Source organism: Kribbella monticola (assembly GCF_003261635.1).
In the GTDB taxonomy this organism is placed as follows: Bacteria; Actinomycetota; Actinomycetes; order Propionibacteriales; family Kribbellaceae; genus Kribbella; species Kribbella monticola.
The window spans coordinates 18,423-36,058 of record NZ_QFXK01000004.1 but is presented as its reverse complement, the minus strand read 5'-3'; the positions used below and the strand labels follow the sequence as shown (position 1 = coordinate 36,058).

19 protein-coding genes are annotated in these 17,636 nt (G+C 68.3%); 9 read left to right on the top strand and 10 right to left on the bottom strand.

The features are described 5' to 3' along the window. Positions 1-85 precede the first annotated feature (85 nt). Together DIZ26_RS02570 and DIZ26_RS02565 are read right to left on the bottom strand one after the other, a co-directional pair. On the bottom strand, positions 86-307 hold the full coding sequence (locus tag DIZ26_RS02570) for a flavodoxin domain-containing protein (protein WP_198675852.1): 222 nt from the start codon (positions 305-307) through the stop codon (positions 86-88). 1 nt (position 308) lies between these two features. Next, a complete protein-coding gene (locus tag DIZ26_RS02565; RefSeq protein WP_232828100.1) occupies positions 309-1,835 on the bottom strand; it encodes a DUF4389 domain-containing protein in 1,527 nt (508 codons plus the stop codon). A gap of 310 nt (positions 1,836-2,145) precedes the next feature. Between DIZ26_RS02565 and DIZ26_RS37310 the strand changes: the two genes are divergently transcribed. The 8 genes from DIZ26_RS37310 to DIZ26_RS02525 all read left to right on the top strand — a co-directional run bounded on the left by DIZ26_RS37310 (position 2,146) and on the right by DIZ26_RS02525 (position 8,604). After that, a complete protein-coding gene (locus DIZ26_RS37310; RefSeq protein ID WP_157979553.1) occupies positions 2,146-2,757 on the top strand; it encodes an Rv1733c family protein in 612 nt (203 codons plus the stop codon). A gap of 108 nt (positions 2,758-2,865) precedes the next feature. Continuing rightward, on the top strand, positions 2,866-3,873 hold the full coding sequence (gene gap, locus DIZ26_RS02555; RefSeq protein ID WP_112237290.1) for a type I glyceraldehyde-3-phosphate dehydrogenase: 1,008 nt from the start codon (positions 2,866-2,868) through the stop codon (positions 3,871-3,873). Between the two features lie 20 nt (positions 3,874-3,893). Next, a complete protein-coding gene (locus tag DIZ26_RS02550) occupies positions 3,894-4,424 on the top strand; it encodes a PEP/pyruvate-binding domain-containing protein (RefSeq protein WP_112237288.1) in 531 nt (176 codons plus the stop codon). 224 nt (positions 4,425-4,648) lie between these two features. Continuing rightward, positions 4,649-5,893: a type III sulfide quinone reductase, selenoprotein subtype gene (gene sqr / locus DIZ26_RS02545; protein ID WP_112237286.1), complete on the top strand. Its 1,245-nt coding sequence runs from the start codon at positions 4,649-4,651 to the stop codon at positions 5,891-5,893. Between the two features lie 2 nt (positions 5,894-5,895). After that, positions 5,896-6,210 (top strand): TusE/DsrC/DsvC family sulfur relay protein, encoded by a 315-nt coding sequence (locus DIZ26_RS02540; protein ID WP_112237284.1) that lies wholly within the window; start codon positions 5,896-5,898, stop codon positions 6,208-6,210. A 13-nt stretch (positions 6,211-6,223) separates the two neighbouring features. After that, positions 6,224-6,739: a DsrE/DsrF/DrsH-like family protein gene (locus DIZ26_RS02535; RefSeq protein ID WP_112237282.1), complete on the top strand. Its 516-nt coding sequence runs from the start codon at positions 6,224-6,226 to the stop codon at positions 6,737-6,739. A 45-nt stretch (positions 6,740-6,784) separates the two neighbouring features. Next, positions 6,785-7,678: a class I fructose-bisphosphate aldolase gene (locus DIZ26_RS02530; RefSeq protein ID WP_112237280.1), complete on the top strand. Its 894-nt coding sequence runs from the start codon at positions 6,785-6,787 to the stop codon at positions 7,676-7,678. Positions 7,679-7,728: 50 nt separating this feature from the next. Beyond that, on the top strand, positions 7,729-8,604 hold the full coding sequence (locus tag DIZ26_RS02525; RefSeq protein WP_198675851.1) for a universal stress protein: 876 nt from the start codon (positions 7,729-7,731) through the stop codon (positions 8,602-8,604). 9 nt (positions 8,605-8,613) lie between these two features. Here DIZ26_RS02525 and DIZ26_RS02520 read toward each other — a convergent pair whose 3' ends face one another. The 8 genes from DIZ26_RS02520 to DIZ26_RS02485 all read right to left on the bottom strand — a co-directional run bounded on the left by DIZ26_RS02520 (position 8,614) and on the right by DIZ26_RS02485 (position 14,662). Continuing rightward, a complete protein-coding gene (locus DIZ26_RS02520) occupies positions 8,614-9,669 on the bottom strand; it encodes a lysylphosphatidylglycerol synthase transmembrane domain-containing protein (protein WP_157979552.1) in 1,056 nt (351 codons plus the stop codon). 1 nt (position 9,670) lies between these two features. Then, positions 9,671-10,510, bottom strand: a complete 840-nt coding sequence (locus DIZ26_RS02515) for a slipin family protein (protein ID WP_112237274.1) — start codon at positions 10,508-10,510, stop codon at positions 9,671-9,673. 14 nt (positions 10,511-10,524) lie between these two features. Further along, entirely contained in the window at positions 10,525-11,148 is a 624-nt protein-coding gene (locus DIZ26_RS02510; protein WP_112237272.1) for a CBS domain-containing protein, read from the bottom strand. A 252-nt stretch (positions 11,149-11,400) separates the two neighbouring features. Continuing rightward, positions 11,401-11,589 carry a hypothetical protein gene (locus DIZ26_RS02505; protein ID WP_112237270.1) on the bottom strand — a complete coding sequence of 63 codons (189 nt, stop codon included), beginning with the start codon at positions 11,587-11,589 and terminating at the stop codon, positions 11,401-11,403. 16 nt (positions 11,590-11,605) lie between these two features. Further along, positions 11,606-12,445 (bottom strand): 2-oxo acid dehydrogenase subunit E2, encoded by an 840-nt coding sequence (locus DIZ26_RS02500; RefSeq protein ID WP_112237268.1) that lies wholly within the window; start codon positions 12,443-12,445, stop codon positions 11,606-11,608. Continuing rightward, positions 12,442-12,867 (bottom strand): hypothetical protein, encoded by a 426-nt coding sequence (locus DIZ26_RS02495; RefSeq protein WP_157979551.1) that lies wholly within the window; start codon positions 12,865-12,867, stop codon positions 12,442-12,444. The genes DIZ26_RS02500 and DIZ26_RS02495 overlap by 4 nt, the downstream gene beginning before the upstream one ends. Positions 12,868-12,872: 5 nt before the next feature. Further along, a complete protein-coding gene (locus tag DIZ26_RS02490) occupies positions 12,873-13,700 on the bottom strand; it encodes a universal stress protein (RefSeq protein ID WP_112237264.1) in 828 nt (275 codons plus the stop codon). Between the two features lie 86 nt (positions 13,701-13,786). Next, positions 13,787-14,662: a universal stress protein gene (locus DIZ26_RS02485; RefSeq protein ID WP_112237262.1), complete on the bottom strand. Its 876-nt coding sequence runs from the start codon at positions 14,660-14,662 to the stop codon at positions 13,787-13,789. 252 nt (positions 14,663-14,914) lie between these two features. Between DIZ26_RS02485 and DIZ26_RS02480 the strand changes: the two genes are divergently transcribed. Continuing rightward, on the top strand, positions 14,915-17,626 hold the full coding sequence (locus DIZ26_RS02480; RefSeq protein ID WP_112237260.1) for a cation-translocating P-type ATPase: 2,712 nt from the start codon (positions 14,915-14,917) through the stop codon (positions 17,624-17,626). The last annotated feature ends 10 nt before the right edge of the window (positions 17,627-17,636 follow it).

Here is a 17,636-nt window from a genome sequence, read left to right as displayed (position 1 = left end):
GGAGTTCTTCAGGAAAGGTGGCGGTTCCAGGGAGCCGCTTCGATGGCGTGGATGGCGGCGCTGACGTCGGCGGCCCAGGCCCGGATCATCTCCCAGTCGCGGGAATCGCCGGCGATGTCGGAGCGAGCCATCCGCCCAGGGCGCTGCCGAGGACGACCGCGTCGTACTCCTCGATCGAGGCCACTTTGCCGACCTCGCGAACGTCGACCTGGTGGCCGTCGCGTTCGAGCTCCGCGCCGATGGCCTCGGCGATTCCGGCGGTTGCACCCATCCTGGTGGCGTAGGCCACCAGCACCTTTCGGGACATCTCAGACTCCTGCGGTGATGTGGTCGGTGGCCGGCGTCGGCCGGTTGCGAAGCGGTAGCGCGATCAGGACCGCACCGCCGAGAAGGAGGAGCAGACCGATACCGATCAGCGAGAAGGACAGGTCGTCCAGCCAGGGCACGGTGGCACCGACCCCGAGGTCGGCCTGGACCGCACGGCTGCCGTCGGCATTGAGGACGACGATCGTCCAGTCGCCTGCCCGCGGTTGCCAGGTGATGCTCTGCCGGCCGGTACCGGAGGTGCTGGCCACCCAGAACTTCTGGGTGTCCGGAGCCGCCGCCGGAGCAGTGCCGGGCTGGTACTGATAGACGGGATCGGCATGGTTGCCGTCCAGGCGGGCGACGACGCTGTGCTCGACGCCGTCGAGGTACGCCGAGGCGTCGCGTGCGGGCGCGATTCCGATGAAGAGCGGGACCGCCGTCGCACTTGTGCCGGTCACGCGAACGTCACCCAGAACGCGGTTCATCAGCCACTTCGGACCGAAGTGCAAGGCACCAGGGGACGTGCTGAGCGCATAGCCGGGGCTGGAGAACGGCCTGAGGTCGGTGGCGACGTAGCCGCCGGCGTCACGGCCGGATCGGTCGAGCAGGAGGCCGGCGGCACCGGCCGGGATCACGCCGAAAGCGATGGTGACCAGCAACGCACCCGCGATGACACTGATCACTCGGCGTGTCGTCCAGCGCTGAGCGGTCGCGCCCGGCCTGGCAGCCGGGACCGGCGCTGTGGCAGCGCGGAGATCGGGCGCGGGCCGACCGGAAGCAGCGACACCAGGGGCCGCGAGATCTGAGCCGCCGAGACCAGGGGCGCCGAACCCAGGGGCGCCGAGACCAGGGGCACGGGGATCGGGCGCGATGTCAGCCTGGTCGCCCGGACCGGGGTCGAGGCGGAACGGCGGGTACTCGTCGGTGAGCAGGAAGACGTAGCCGGCCACCCGGTAGGTCCAGCGGTTCAGACCCATGATCAGGTCGAAGAGGTCGCGTGGGTAGCGGCCGGTGAACAGCAGGACGACGCCGGCGATCAGTACCAGCAGGCCGATCAGCCCGCCGCCAGCCAGGTACGGCGTGGAGTCGGAAGCACGGTCGGCGAGGTAGGGCGCACCGCCGAGCAGCAGGGCGAGCACCATCAGGTGGGGGATCGCCAGCACCCACTTCACCAGCACCAGGCCACGGGACAACCGCGGCGGGTGATCGACGACCAACCGGGCCGGGTAGTCGGGGACATCGTTCAGTGTGAACGGGGGATAGCGATCTGTGCCGAGTGCGCTGTAGGCGTAGAAGCCGACGCGCCACGTCCATCGCAGTACGCCGGTGTTGAAGGTGAAGATCGACTGCGGGTACCGGCCGGTGAAGAGAACGGCGAAGAAGGCCACCACCGTGAGCACCGCGAAGGCGAGCCACAGGAACGCCAGGACGATGTAGTGCGGGATGGCCAGCAGCCATTTCACCAGCCACAAACCACGACTGACCGCCGGATCGGGAGTTCCGACGATCCGGACCGGATAATTCCTCATCATGCCCTCCTGTAGTACGTCGAGCCGGGCGAAGGCCGGCTGGTCGCGGACACTGCGATCCGCAGGCCTACCTCCGGTGTGCTCCAGCACCAGCACACGCCGTACCGGGCGGGGTGAGCAGGGGCGAAGGTCCTCAGTTCTGCGGGCCGATCGACGGGCCGCGCCGCCTGAGTGCCGGCCGGGCCGTTCGAGCTGGTCGTGACGGGCTCACCGGCCCTGGTGCTGAGGACCTTCGGCTCTGACCGGAGCGGCGTGGGCCGGCGCAGGCTCGATGCCAACACTTCGGCAGCGTCGACCCCGGGAGGTCGTGATGAACACCGTCCACCAAGGCCGCAGCGAGCAGTGGGTGCTGATGCAGGCCCGCCGGCTCGGCTTCGGGCGTAATCCGTTGCGCCGCGGCTTCGACCGGATCGAGGCGGCGTTGTTCTGGTGCGCACTGCTGCTGGCTCTGCTGCTGGTTCCGGCTGCGGCGGCTCTCGGTACGTCGGTCAGCGCGGCGAGTGAACGCGCCGCGGTCCACCAGCGCAGCCAGCTCCGTCAGGTGGAGGCGCACGCCCTCGAGGACGGTGGCCCGATCTTTCCGGCGACACCGGGCCAGGCTGGGGTCCGGGTGCGGGTGGGTTGGCAGGACGAGACGGGCTGGCCGCAGGAGGGCCGGACGATAGTTGCCAATGGCACCAAAGCCGGTAGCGCCGTGACCATCTGGCTCGACCGCAACGGTGCGATCGCCAAGCCGCCGCGGCAGAGCACGGACAGCTCGGCCCTGGGCGGCCTGGTCGGGATCATCACCGTGATGCTCGGCTGGCTGCTGCTGGCGGCGTTGTCCCGGCTGGCGCGCGTGCCGCTGGACCGGCGGCGGGCGCTGGCGTGGGAGCGCGAGTGGGCAGAGGTGTCACCGCGCTGGAAGAGCAACCAGAACTAACCGGCCGTCAGGCCCAATACCTGTGTCACAAGGGACCTTCGGCACTGATCCGCGACCGCGCCGGGGCATGGAATGAGACCAAGCACATCGCCATGGAGGAGACCAGAGATGACTGTCAGAGTGGGGATCAACGGGTTCGGCCGGATCGGGCGGGACTTCCTGCGCGCCGCACTGGAGCGCGGTAACGACGCGGTCGAGGTGGTGGCCGTTAACGACATCACCGGCCCCGCGACACTGGCGAACCTGCTGCAGTACGACTCGACGTACGGCGTACTGAAGGAGCGGGTCGGCTACACCGACGACAGTTTGACGATCGGTGGCAAGCGGCTCCGGGTGACCGCGGAGCGCGACCCGGCCGCGTTGGACTGGGGATCGATCGGCGTCGACATCGTGATCGAGTCGACCGGCCGCTTCCGTACCCGTGAGGCCGCCGCCGCGCACCTGGCCGCGGGCGCGCGCAAGGTGCTGTTGTCCTCGCCGGGCAAGGGCGTCGACGCGACCCTGGTTCTCGGGGTCAACGACGAGACCTACGATCCGGCCGAACACCACATCATCTCGAACGCATCCTGTACGACGAACTGCGTGGCGCCGATGGTGTCGGTGCTGCACCAGGCCTTCGGTATCCAGCACGGCCTGATGACCACGATCCACAGCTACACCAACGACCAGGTGATCCTGGATTCGCCGCACAAGGATCTGCGCCGCGGCCGCTCGGGTGCGGTCAACCTCATCCCGACCAGTACCGGCGCGGCCAAGGCCGTCGGCGAGGTCATCCCAGAACTGGCCGGCAAGATCGACGGTGTCGCCGTTCGCGTCCCCGTCGAGGACGGCTCGCTCACCGACCTCGTGGTCCAGCTGGCCGAGCCGGTCACCGTTGAACAGGTCAATCAGGCCTTCGCCGACGCGGCCTCGGGGCATCTGAAGAACCTGCTGCGCTACAACGAGGACCCGATCGTGTCGCACGACATCATCGGCGACCCCTCGTCGTGCATCTTCGACGCGCCGCTCACGCAGGCGAACGGAACCATCGTCAAGGTCTTCGGCTGGTACGACAACGAGTGGGGCTACACCAGCCGGCTCCTCGACCTGACCGAGCTCGTCGCCCGGTCACTGTGAGACCCGGAGGTGAGAATGCCATGAAGGACAACTCGTTCGTGGTCTGGGACGATCAGCGATCCGGACTCGTGACGACGGAGGCGGCGTACCGGGAGTTCGTCCGGGCCGCCCGGCTGCGGCCGGTGATCGCGGCCCAGCTGAGGCGTCTTCGTGAAGGGGCGGATGTGGTTGCTGTCGGCGCTTTCATCCGTACTGCGTACTTCGATGCGCAGGTGCCCGACGACGTCGCGGCAGCGCTCGAAGAGGCCTGTGCGGACCTGGGTGGACCTGACGCGGAGCTGGTCGTCGGCAGCGTCGTTGCGGATGATCAGCTGGACGAGTTCCTCACCGGCCCGCACGAGATCTTCGTCGGGGTGAGCGGACAGCGCGCCTTGCAGGCCGCGGTCAAACGGTGCTGGGGTTCGCTGTTCAACGACAGGGCGATCATCTATCGCGAGGTTCGCGACATCGACCACCTGGCCGTGGACCTGGCGGTGCGGATCGAGCCGATGGCAACGACCTCCACCAGTCGCACAGCTGAAGCCGACCTGCAGGACACATCGGTCGGCTGACCGGCCGGCTCAGGTTTCCCGGATGGCCGAGGCGCGATCCGGGACGTGGGTCTGCATGGCGTCAGCCGGCCGGTCGACAAGGCGCGGGTGCCATCGCCGTTGCGCACTGCTACTGCGGTGAGAGCGGAGTACATGTGGCCTGACCAAGTCAGGTCAAAGGGCCCTGATCAGCACTGTCGACGAGTCATAGCGTCGGAGTAGAGAAGTCCGACGAAAGGACGCTGATGAAGCGGCTGGTGATTCTCGGGGCCGGCACTGCCGGCACGATGGTGGCGAACAAGTTGCGGCGGCGGTTGCCGATGGACGAGTGGCAATTCACGGTCGTGGACCGGGACGACATCCACCTCTACCAGCCGGGGTTGCTGTTCATCCCGTTCGGCACCTACCGGCCGGACGAGGTGCGCAAGCCGCGGCGGCGCTTCCTCGGCGCCGGCATCCGGCTCGAGCTCGGCGAGATCGACCGGATCGATCCGGCCCGGCAGACGGTCGCCCTCGACGACGGGCGGGTGATCTCCTACGACTACCTGATCGTTGCCACCGGCACCAGTCCGCGTCCCGACCAGACCCCCGGCATGCTCGGGCCCGAATGGCGCAAGAGCATCTTCGACTTCTACAGCTACGACGGATCCGTCGCCCTGGCCGGCGCGCTCCGAGACTTCCGCGGCGGCCGGCTGGTCGTACACATCGTCGACCAGCCGATCAAGTGCCCGGTCGCGCCACTGGAGTTCACCTTCCTGGCCGAGTCGTACTTCCGGCAGCGCGGCATGCGTGACCAGGTCGAGCTCGTCTACGCGACCCCGCTGTCAGGCGCTTTCACCAAGCCGATCGCATCCGCGCAGCTGGGCGGCATGCTCGACGAGCGGAAGATCACCGTCGAACCGGACTTCCTGGTCGAGCACATCGACAGCGAACGCAAGGTGCTGGTGTCGTACGACGAACGCGAGATCGGCTTCGACCTGCTCGTCACCGTGCCGCTGAACATGGGCGCGGACTTCATCGCGCGATCCGGTCTCGGTGACGAACTGAACTACGTTCCCGTAGACAAGCACACCTTCCAGTCCAAGGAGCACCCGGCGATCTTCGCGATCGGCGACGCGAACGACATCCCGACCTCGAAGGCCGGGTCGGTCGCGCACTTCTCGACCGAGATCTTCGTGGACAACTTCTGCGACCACATCGAAGGACGCCCGATGACCCGGGCCTTCGACGGGCACGCGAACTGCTTCGTGGAGTCCGGCGACGGCAAGGCGCTGCTGATCGACTTCAACTACGACACCGAGCCGCTGCCGGGCGAGTTCCCGATCGCGAAACTCGGCCCGCTGTCGCTGTTGACGGAGAACAGCCGCAACCACTGGGGCAAGTTGGCCTTCCGGTGGATCTATTGGCACCTGCTGCTGCCCGGCCGCCGGCTCCCGTTGCCGGCCCGGATGTCGATGGCCGGCAAACACCAACCGGACAAGGAGAACTGATCATGCCTGTCGTCACGGTGGGACCGGCGACCGTTCACGTCGACGCCGAAGGTTTCCTGACGCAGTACGACGAGTGGAACGAAGAACTCGCCCGGCAGCTGGCGGCCCGGATCGGGATCGAGCTGACCGACGAGCACTGGAAGGCGATCAGCTTCCTGCGGGCCGACTACCCGACCCATGGTGAGACCGCCACGCTGCGGCGGGTGTCGACCCTGGCCGGCATCCCGATCAAGCAGCTGTTCGTCCTGTTCCCCGGCAAGCCGGCCAAGAAGATGGCCTACGTCGCCGGTCTGCCCAAGCCCCGCGGCTGCGTGTGAGAGAAGGCTCGACATGACCACCACCGACAACGCATTCGACCTGGTCCCGGACTTCGGCGACGACGTACCGACCGGCCGCAAGCTGGCGATCATCTGCTCCAAAGGCAACCTCGACATGGCCTACCCCGGGCTGATCCTGGCGAACGCCGCCTTGGGTGAAGGTGTGGAGACGCATCTGTTCTTCACCTTCTGGGGTTTCGACATGATTACCAAGTCCCGGATGCACGACCTGAAGTTCACCATGCTCGGCAACACCGCGACCCACCTGCCGCAGGGCCTGGGCGGGCTGCCCGGGATGACGGCGATGGCGACCCACCAGATGAAGAAGCAGATCCAGGAGGTCGGCGTCCCCGACGTACCGGAGTTCCTGGCGCAGATCGTCGCCTCCGGCGGTCATCTGTGGGCCTGCCGGATGTCGGCCGACATGATGCAGCTCGACGAGACCGACCTGTACGACGACGTCGAGGCGATCATCAGCGCCGCGGACTTCATCGAGAAGACCGACGGCGCCCAACTTCTCTTCATCTGACCCATCGGGCGCGACGACCGCGTCCACACCCTGGAGGTGAGCACCATGGAGACCAGGCCATCGCTGCGCGAGCTCGGCCTGAACAGCGGCAAGAAGGCACGTCTGCACCGGATCCTGTTCCAGCACGGACTGCGCAACGGCACGGCGTTCTTCCTGCCCTACGACCAGGGCCTCGAACACGGCCCGCGCGATTTCTTCGCCAACCCGCAGGCGTCCGACCCGGCGTACATCGTCAAGCTGGCGGTCACCGGCGGGTTCAACGGCATCGCTCTGCAGATCGGGCTGGCGGAGAAGTTCTACTGGGACTACGCCGGTGAGGTCCCGCTGATCCTCAAGCTGAACGGTAAGACCGACATCCCGTCCGACGCCGAGGCGCTGTCGCCGCTGCACGCGAGCGTCGAGGACGCGGTGCGCCTGGGTGCCGACGCGGTCGGCTACACCCTGTACGTCGGATCGCCGGCGCAGGAGGCCGACTTCGCGCAGTACCGCAAGGTCCGCGAGGACGCGCACCGGTTCGGGATGCCGCTGATCGTGTGGGCGTACCCGCGCGGTGCCGCGATCGCGGCCAAGGGCGGCAACGATTCCTTCTACGCGGTCGATTACGCGGCCAGGGTGGCCAGCGAGCTCGGTGCCGACGTGGTGAAGGTCAACTTCCCGCACCCGGAGAAGACGAGCGGCGTGAAGCCGGCGTACCAGTCGGAGTTCAGCTCCCAGCAGGCGATCGACCAGGTCGTCCGGTCGGCCAACCACACGCTGGTGCTGGTCTCGGGCGGCGAGAAGGCCGGCGACGAGGCGATGCTGCGCAAGGCCCAGCAGGCGATGGACGCCGGCGGCCTCGGCCTGATCTTCGGCCGCAACGTCTGGCAACGGCCCTGGGACGAGTCCCTCCGCTTCGTGGAATCCCTGCAGGAGATCCTCGCCACCCACCCCAGCAAGTGACCGGAGTGGCGTCAGGCCACCGGTCCATGAGATCGAGGAGAGAGAGCACCATGAACAAGTCCAGTATTTTCGTCGGGGTCGATGCTGCGTGGCAGAACAGCGGGGCGCTCGACTGGGCGCTGCGGGAGGCCCATCTTCGCGACCTTCCGGTGCGCGCCGTCCACGTGGTCGAGGAGAAGCTCCCGGCAGGCCCGTACTTCGCTGCGCCCGGCGTCGACGCTGCCGCCAAGCAGCTGATCGCGGATGTCGGCGACTACCTGGCCGGTCACGACGACGGCGCCGAGTACACGACCGACGTACTGACCGGCCCGCCGGCGAGCAAGCTGGCCAAGGCTGCTTCCGGTGCGGCCATGCTCGTCGTCGGACGGCGGGGGACCGGGCTGCTGTCGCGGCTCCTGATCGGGTCGACCGCCGAGGCCGTCACCCATCTGGCCGACGTACCGGTGGTCGTCGTCCCGGATCGCTGGCAGCCTTACCACCCCGGGGCGCCGGTCGTCGTCGGAGTGGACGAGTCGGACCAGGACGACGCGGCCATCGCCTTCGCGATCGCCGCCGCGACGGAGCGGAAGGTGCCGTTGCGGATGGTCCGGGTCTGGGACCTGCCGGCCATGTACACCTGGGACGCCGCGGCCGTGACGAACCAGTACGACGGCTGGCTCGAGGAGAGCGACAAGGCTCTGCAGGCGATGGCGGACCAGTGGCGGGTGAAGTTCCCGGAGCTGGAGATCCGGACCGAGACCCGGCGCGGGCACCCGGTGGCCGGCCTCATCTCGGCGGCCGAGGAGAACAAGGCCGATCTGCTGGTGCTCGGCGGGCGCAACCACCGCCGGATCACCACGATGCTGCTCGGCTCCACTGCTCGCGGTGTCCTGCACCACGCGCCGTGCCCGGTCGCCGTCGTGCACGAAGTACCTCGACAGAAGTGAGCCGTCTGCTCACGAGTCGCCGTCATGCCCACCGGGCGTGGCGGCGACTCTTTCGCGCCATCCCGGTGTCCTGAGCGATAAATAGCACAGGCCGGCCACCGGTACCGGTAGCCAGAACTGGAACAGCCGCCAGGAGACAACAGCCAGTACGGCGATGCCGCCCGGTACGCCGTATCCGATCAGACCCGGGATCAGCACGCCCTCGATGATGCCCAGCCCACCAGGTGTGATGGGCAGGACGGCCAGTAGATTGGCGATGCTGTAGGCCAGCAGGAGCAGAACCGGGTTCATCAGATGGCCGTAGGCGGCGAGGAAGACCCATAACGCGGCAGCGTCCAGGAGCCAGTTCGAGACCGCCCAGAGGGCGAAGGAACGCCGGACTTCGCGCGTTGTCAGCAGTTGGTGAAGCTGGATGGCAACGCGTTTGATACGCGGCTGCCAGCGGCGCGGGAACCGGTGCAGGGCGAAGTCGAGGATGCGCATCGCAGGAGCCGCGAGGCGTGACCGCTGGTGGACAACAAGGAGTCCGCAGGCCGTGAGGAGGGCTCCGATCAGCCAGGTGACGAGGTACGGCGCGGTCGGTCCGAACAGCAGGAGCGTGGGAATCAACGTGATCCAGAGGATCGCCGCGAGTGCGACCGCGCAACCGATACCTTGGGCGGCGATGGCAGCGGTGACGTCGGCCGGCGCGGCACCACCGGAGACCAGTAGCCGGTAGCGAAGCGCTGTTGCGGTGGCACCGCCGCCCGGTACTACCCGGCCCAGTCCGTAACCGGTCAGGTCGCTGCGGAGCAGCCAGTTGAAGCGGGGCGGACTCTGCCTCAGGACGCTCCGGGTGATCAGGGAGTAGCAGGTCAGACTGAGCGCCTCCAGGGTGATCCCGGCAATCACCCACCAGGGTCTGACCTCGCGGAGCAGACGTAACGACTGATCGGTGCCGGCCATCTGGGGGAGGACCAGATAGTCCACCAGAGCGATGAGGACCAGCAGACCGACGGCACTGCGCAGCCAGCCGAGAACAGTCGACGACCTGCGCCTCGGGGGCTGGGGCGCAGGTCGCTCCACGTCACTTGCTGAGGGCAACTGGTTGACCATTGGTGGGGGTTTCCAGGTCGGTAGCCGGCGGCACCGGACGGTGACTGCCGGCAGCGGCGGTCTCGCGGGTGAGGAAGGTGCCGAGCTCGCCGATCGTGCTCATCAGCGGAGCCGGGAAGACGACGGTCGAGTTCTTGTCGACGCCGATCTCCACCAGGGTCTGCAGATTGCGCAACTGCAGTGCGAGCGGGTGCGCCATCATCGTGTCGGAGGCATCGCCGAGCGACGCGGCGGCCATCGCCTCTCCTTCGGCGGCGATGATCTTGGCGCGCTTCTCCCGCTCGGCCTCGGCCTGGCGGGCCATGGCGCGCTTCATCGTGTCCGGCAGCTGGATGTCCTTCAGCTGCACCAGGGTGACCAGCACGCCCCACTCGGTGGTCGTCTCGTCGAGGATCTCGCGGATGTTGGCGTTGATCACCTCGGTCTCCGACAGTGTCTCGTCGAGCGTGTGCCGGCCGACGACCCCGCGAAGGGTGGTCTGCGCGATCTGGTCGATGGCGGCGGCGACGTTCTCGATCGACAGCACCGACTTCGCCGCGTCGACCACCTTGTAGTACGCGACGGCGGAGATGTCGACGCTGACGTTGTCCTTGGTGATGATGCCCTGCGACTGGATCGGCCGCGTCACGATCCGCAGCGAGACCTTCCGCAGTACGTCGACCAGCGGAATGATGATCCGAAGCCCCGGCTCCCGGACCGCCTTCATCCGTCCGAGCCGGAACAGCACTCCCTTCTCGTACTGCGTGACAATGCGGATGCAGGACAATGCCAGCACCACGATGACCGCGAGCGCGATCCATACGACAGTCATGACTGTTCCTTTCGTCAGCGGCCGGACGTGGCGTTCGGCTGGGATTCGCTGAGCCGGGTGATCTGTACGGCGACGACGCCGCGGACCGTGCCGCTCAGGAGTTCCGCGAGCCGGCGCTCATGTGGGTCGGCCGGGCCGGTGACCGTGACGACGCCGTCCTGCACCTGGACCTCCCAGCCCGGCGACTCGGCGTTCAGCAACTCGACCACCTCGGTGCGGATCCGGTGGTCGCGGCCGGCGAGGAGGTGGATCACGTCACTGCGGCTGATCATCCCGACGACGCGGCCGTTCTCGATCACCGGCAGGCTCTTCATCATCGTCGACCGCATCAGGTCGATCGCCACCTCGAGCTCGTCGTCGCTGCGTGCGGAGACGACCAGGTGCGTCATCACCTCGGCCACGCGGCGGGTCGGTGTGGGCGCCTTGGCGCGGACGGCGGCGATCGGGAACCGGTCGTCCAGCAGGTCTCCGTCGGAGACGAGGTCGGCCTCACTCACGATCCCGGTCAGCCCGCCGTGCTGGTCGACGACCGGGAGTGAGGTGATCTTCCGTTCGTCCATCAGCCGCAGGGCGGCCCCGATCGGAGTCTGCCCGGTCACCGTGACCGCGGGGCTGGTCATCAACTCGCGGATCAACATCGCTCTCACCTCGTTCTTCAGGTCTTTCCTCCACCTTGCGACGAACCGGTCCCAGCCATCAGGGTCGAAGGACCCCCTCCACTCCGCAGGAGGTCATCCGGCTTCAGCAGATGGTCTTCCGCTTGGTCACCATCGCTTGGTCCGCCGAGGAAAGTGGCGCTGCTTGCCGCAGTACGCGCTCGATCTGCGCAGCGCGTCGGAGGCCGGTCCACGCGGTGTGGCACCGCGAAGGGGTGAGTCGAAATCAGCCGCTCAATCATCGGAACCCGCCTTGCCGTCGGCGTCGGGTTTCTCGGCGGTGGCGCGGTTGCGTTCGCGGTAGAGGTTCACGCCGAGGTAGCGCAAGATGCCGGTGGAGGCGCGGCGGCCGCTGTCGGTCGGCCGGCCCTTGGACTTGCGCAGGGCTTCCCGCTGCTGGCGGGCGTTGTCGATCTCACCCATGGTTCTGCCCTCCTTGTCAGTTCCAGGCGCTCCCCAGTGGATCGGGAAGCTCGGTGTCAGGCGTCCGGAGCTCATCCAGGCCGTCGGCGGTGGTGAGCAGGGAGCGGAGCCGGTTGACGAATCTCGCGGCCGGCGCGCCGTCCACGACGTCGTGGTCGACGCTGACAGTCAGCTGCAGCCATTCCCGGTCGACCAGTTGCCCGGCGCAAAGAGCGGGCCGGACGGTGATGCCGCCGACGACGATGCTCAGGGTGTGCACCTGGAAGGCGATGCCCCAGCCGCCGCCACCGGCGAACATGCCGACCGCGGTGACGCCGACCGTGCCGGCGATCGCTCGCTGCCGGCCGGGGAACCGGTGTAGCGCGCCGAGCAACCCGGTTCGCAGCACGGCGGGGACCAGGAGGTAGGCCCGGGCCCACCTCTGTTTGCGCACCGATGGACTCAGGGCGGGATCGGCACGGACCGCGCGGATCTCGTCATGGAGCTCGCGGACCGTACGCCGGCCGGCGTCGCGCAGTACGTGGGTGAAAGCGAAGGGCACCCCGTCCAGCTCGACCTCGATCGGCAGACCCACGTCGACCTCGGGGAAGATCACCTCGCGGCCGCGGAGATCTCGATACGCCTGGACAGCGGGGTCGGCCGCGACAGCACGCGCGACACAGGAAACGACGAACGCGGTGAAGGACAGGGCCTCACCCGTGTCACGCCGATGCGCCCGCAAGGCCTGCCTGGCCTTCGTGACGTCAACCTCGAAGAGTCCATGGACCGAGTGCCGGCGCCGCGAAGCACGTCCGGTGTCGACGACCAACCGCCGCACCCACGGGACAGCGACGACTTGTTTGGCCTGCCGCTTCACGGCGTCACCCGACGATTCACCGTACGGAACTCGAAGAGCGCAGCCGGTACGGCGAACGCCAGCGCCGGGATGCACCAGAGCCAGAAGCCCCAGCCGAACAGCATGAGAGCCAGGTGGAACAGGATCACGGCCGTGTAGCCGAGGCGCCGGGCGATGATCAGCAGTACGGCGACCAGTAGCTCACCGGCACCGAGCAGCAGCGCGCAGAGCCTCGGATCGGACATGAAGATGTCCTCCCACCCTTCGCGCACCCAGCCGAAGAGCGCGGCGTCGGCGAACGGCCGGTACGTCGTGGGGTTGGTGATCGCCAGCCCGACGTGGACGAACGATCCCAGACCGAACATCAGCACGAAGCCGGCCAGGATGACAGAGCGGACCCGGATCGGATCCGGCCGAACCGCCTTGTTCTGCAGGGTTGTCATCTCGATCATCCTCCGATCGCGGCGGCCGGGATGACCGCCACCGGACAGAGCGCGTGGTGCAGGACGGTCTGACTGACCGAGCCGAGCAGCATCCCGGAGAAGCCGCCGCGGCCCCGCGAGCCGACCACGATCAGCCGGGCGTCCGCGGACTGGTGCAGCAGTTGCTCCGCGGGATGGCCGCTGACCTCGACGAGTTCCAGCTCGGGCCGGCCCGGACGGCCGCGAAGCTCGGTCTCCAGGTCGAGGTGGTGGATCTGGCCGTCCGCGCTGTACAACGGTTTCGCGGCGACCACCCGGACCCGCAGGTCGTGCCGGCGCGCGTAGTCCAGACCGAAGTCGAGGGCGACCTCGCTGGCCGACGAGCCGTCGTACCCGATCACCACATGGTCACCGGCGTCGAGGACCTGGTCCGGACGGACGATCACCACCGGGCAATGGGCGTTGGCGGCCAGGTCGAGCCCGGTCGAACCGATCAGGGCGCCCAGGGTCACGCTCAGGCCGCGGCTGCCGATCACCAGCAGTTCGGCCTGCTTGGACTGCTTGAGCAGGATCGGTGCGGGGAAGCCGTCGTAGCGGGTCCCTTCGATCTCCAGGCCGGGTTCGAGCTTGCGGGCCAGCTGGACCGACTCCTCGACGACCTTGTCGGCGCCGGCCCGTAGCCCGGGCGCCAGTTCGGTCGATCCCAACGGGACCTTGAACTCGGGCCAGACGAAGGCGTGCACCAACCGCAGGGACGCCTGCCGGGAGACGGCCTCGTCCGCGGCCCACCTGATGGCCGTCTCGGCGGCGGTCGATCCGTCGATGCCGGCTACCACCACTCGTGCTCGCGTCATCGCGGCCTCCTCCTCACTTTCACGATCCGCCGGCCCGGGAGCCGGCCACAGGGCCGAAGGTCCCGGACCCGGCGGTCTTCGGGCCGTCAGCGAACGACGGCGATCGGACAGGGCGCGTAGTGCACCAGCGCCCGGCTGGTCGAGCCGAGCAGGAGGCCGCGGAAAGCCCCTCGGCCTCGTGATCCGACCACCAGCAGCTCCGCGGAGCGGCTGGCGTCGATCAACACGTCGTCCGGATATCCGCGGACGAGTTCCTGCCGTACGACGACGTCGGGGTACTTCTCCGCGTGCCCGGCCACCGACTCGGCGAGCAGGGCGGCCGACTCCTGCTGGAGTGCGTCGAGGTCGTAGACGAGCGGCAGCAGGTCGCCGGGGCCGGTTCGTACCGGGTCGTGCCAGGCCATCACAGCGGTGAGCGTCGTGTTCCGCGCCTGCGCCTGCTCGAAGGCGAAGTCGACCGCGTCGATCGACAGCTCGGAGCCGTCGACACCGACGACCACGCCGTCGGTGTCCTCCGACGGCCGGTCCGGCGGGACGACGACAACCGGACAGGTGGCGTGAGTGGCGACATGCGCGGACACCGAGCCCGCGGTCAGGTCGCGAAACTCGCCGAGGCCGCGTGAGCCGAGCACGACCAGCCGCGCTTCCGTTGCCTCCTGCAACAAAGCTGCGGCGGCGGCGCCGAACTCGACCACGACCTCGATCACGAGCTGACGGTGTTCGGCCCGGATCCGCCGGCTGACCTTGTCCAGCAACTGATGGGCCGCGTGATGGAGCGGTTCGAACTCCACCGTCACCGCGATCCCGACCGGGCTGCTGAGGATCGGCAGAGCGAGGACGTGGACGAGTCGCAGCTTCGCGCCCAGCCGCGCTGCCTCGGTGGCGGCCCAGAACGCCGCGGTCTCGCTGGCCGGCGACCCGTCGTAGCCGACGACGACGGCCGTTCGCGCGATGGTGGTCATGCCATGGTTCCTTCCTCGAGGGGCCGGCGCCAGTTGCGGAAGACGTGGTTCATGCCGGGCTCGTCGCGCGGTACGTTCCGTCGTGCTCCCTGGTTTGCCGCTGTCTTCAGCCTCGTCGAGCGACCCGGATGGCTCCCAGGGCCGAAGGTCCGCCGGGTAGGGGCCACAAGTCGGCGGCCGGGGTCCTATGGATCGTGCGGTCGAGTCGTTCGGCCCTAGGTCCGGCGGTCCGCCGGTGGCGATGCTCGATGTATGACTGTCGACGAGATGCCACCGCTCACCAGCGATCCGCAGGAGCCGGTGGACCGCTTGCTCCGCGACCTGCGAACACGCTCGGAGGGGCTCACCGATCGTGAGGCTGCCCGGCGGCTCGAAGTACACGGGCCGAACGAGCTCACTCGCCGTACCGGCAGGACCTGGCCGAAGCAGTTGCTGAAGCAGTTGACCCACCCGCTCGCCCTGCTGCTGTGGCTCGCGGCGGGGCTGGCGGCTGTTTCCGGTACGACGGTGCTCGCGATAGCCATCGTTGCGGTCATCGTGCTGAATGCCGCGTTGGCGTTCGTTCAGGAACAGCAGGCGGAGCGAGCGGTCGAGGCTCTCGCCGCCTACCTGCCGGCCCACGCCGTGGTACTGCGTGACGGTGTCCGCCAGTCTGTGGAGGCGCGGACGCTGGTGCCGGGAGACATCCTGCTGATCGCGGAAGGCGACCGGGTGTCAGCTGATGCCCGGTTGCTCGAAGGTGGCGTCGAGGTCGATCTCTCGACGTTGACCGGCGAATCGCTGCCGGCCTACCGGTCGGCTGATCAAGACGGCGTCGGTGGTTCGCTGCTGGATGCGCCTGATCTTCTGTTCAGCGGTACCAATTGCACCGGCGGAGACGCCACGGCGGTGATCTTCGCGACCGGGATGCGGACCGAACTCGGCCGTATCGCGGCGCTGTCGCAGCGAGTCGAGCAGGATGAGAGCCCGTTGGAGCGGCAGATCAAGCGGGTGGCCTGGCTGATCGCGGGAGTGGCGGTCGGCGCAGGGGTGCTTTTCCTGTTGATCGGCGTCTTCGTGGCAGGACTGCCGCTGGCCGATGCCGTCAACTTCGGGATCGGGCTGCTGGTGGCCAACGTGCCCGAAGGTCTGCTGCCGACGATCACGCTGGCCCTGGCGGTCGGCGTACGGGTCCTGGCGCGGGGCGGGGCTGTGGTGAAGCGGTTGTCCGCAGTGGAGACACTCGGTTCGACCACGGTGATCTGTACGGACAAGACCGGCACCCTGACGCAGAACCGCATGCAGGTCACGGACATCTGGACACCGGCCGGCGTCATCGAGGCAAAGCCTGGCGGCCGGTCGGCCCAGTCCCTTGCGGTCGCACTGGCGGCTTGCAGCAACGCCACCGTGGACCCGGCCCGGCCGGGCGAATCGACCGGCGATCCGACCGAGATCGCGCTCCTGCTGGCCGCGGCCGGACTCGGGGCGGACGTCTCGGCTGTTCGTCGTACGGCCAACCAGGTCAGGCAGTTCCACTTCGATCCGAACCTTCGCCGGATGTCCACCATCGACCGGACCGCGGACGGTGACCTCGAGGTCAACACCAAGGGCGCACCGGAGGAAGTGCTGGCCCAGTCGTCCCGCCTGGTCGATGCCGATGGCAACATCCGGCTGCTGACCAGGGCGGACCGGGCCGAGCTCACCGACGTCTTCTGCCGGTACGCCGGCCAGGGGCTCCGGGTGATTGCGGTCGCCCGCCGGGATCTGGTCCCCGCGGAGGGCGTCCCGGAGCATCGTGACGAGGCCGAGCACAACCTCGTCTTCCTCGGTCTGCTGGCGATGTTCGACCCGCCCCGGCCGGAGGTCGCGGACGCGGTCGCCCGGTGTCACACCGCCGGGATCCGGCTGCTGGTGGTGACCGGCGACAACGGGTTGACGGCGGCGGAGATCGCGCGGCGGGTCGGCATCGGCCGGCGCGGCGCGCAGGTCGTGACCGGCACGGAACTCGAGGCGATGAGTGAGGCAGCGCTGGATTCGCTGCTGGCGGAGGGCCAGGAAATCATCTTCGCCCGCAGCTCGCCGGAGGCGAAGCTGCGGATCGCGGATGCACTCCGGGCGCAGGGCCATGTCGTCGCGATGACCGGCGACGGCGTCAACGACGCACCTGCGCTGCGGCGGGCCGACATCGGCGTCGCGATGGGACTGGCCGGGACCGATGTGGCCCGCGAGGCCGCGACGATGGTGCTGACCGATGACAACTTCGCCAGCATCGTGACCGCGGTCGAGGCGGGCCGCCGGGTCTACGACAACGTGCGGAAGTTCATCGTCTACATCTTCGCGCACGCGATGCCGGAGATGATCCCGTTCCTGGTCTTCGCGCTGTCCGGCGGCCGTGTCCCGCTCCCGTTGACCGTTCTGCAGATCCTCGCGATCGACCTGGGCACAGAGACGCTGCCGGCTTTGGCGCTCGGCCGCGAACCCGCCGAGCCGGGACTGATGGATCGTCCGCCCCGCAAACGAGGCGACAACGTGATCGACACGAAGATGCTCGGCCGCGCCTGGGGCCTCTTGGGTGGACTGTCCGCAGTACTGGTCCTCGGAGTCTTCTTCTGGACGCTGCTCTCCGGCGGCTGGCACCCCGGTGCCGCGACCGGTGCCGGCACACCGCTGCACCACCTGTGGATCCAGGCCACCACGATGACCTTCCTCGGCATCGTCGCCTGCCAACTCGGTACGGCGTTCGCCTCCCGCACGCAGTTCGCCTCCCTCCGCTCGATCGGTGTCTTCAGCAACCGCCTCCTGCTCTGGGGCATCGCCTTCGAGGTCGTCTTCGCCGCCGCCGTCGTGACCGTCCCGTTCCTGCAGTCGATCTTCGGTACGGCGCTTCCCCCCGCGCCACAACTCGCGGTACTCGCGACCTTCCCCCTCATCGTCTGGGGCGCCGACGAACTCTGGCGCCTCCACCAGCGCAACGCCGGCCACTGACACCGAAACG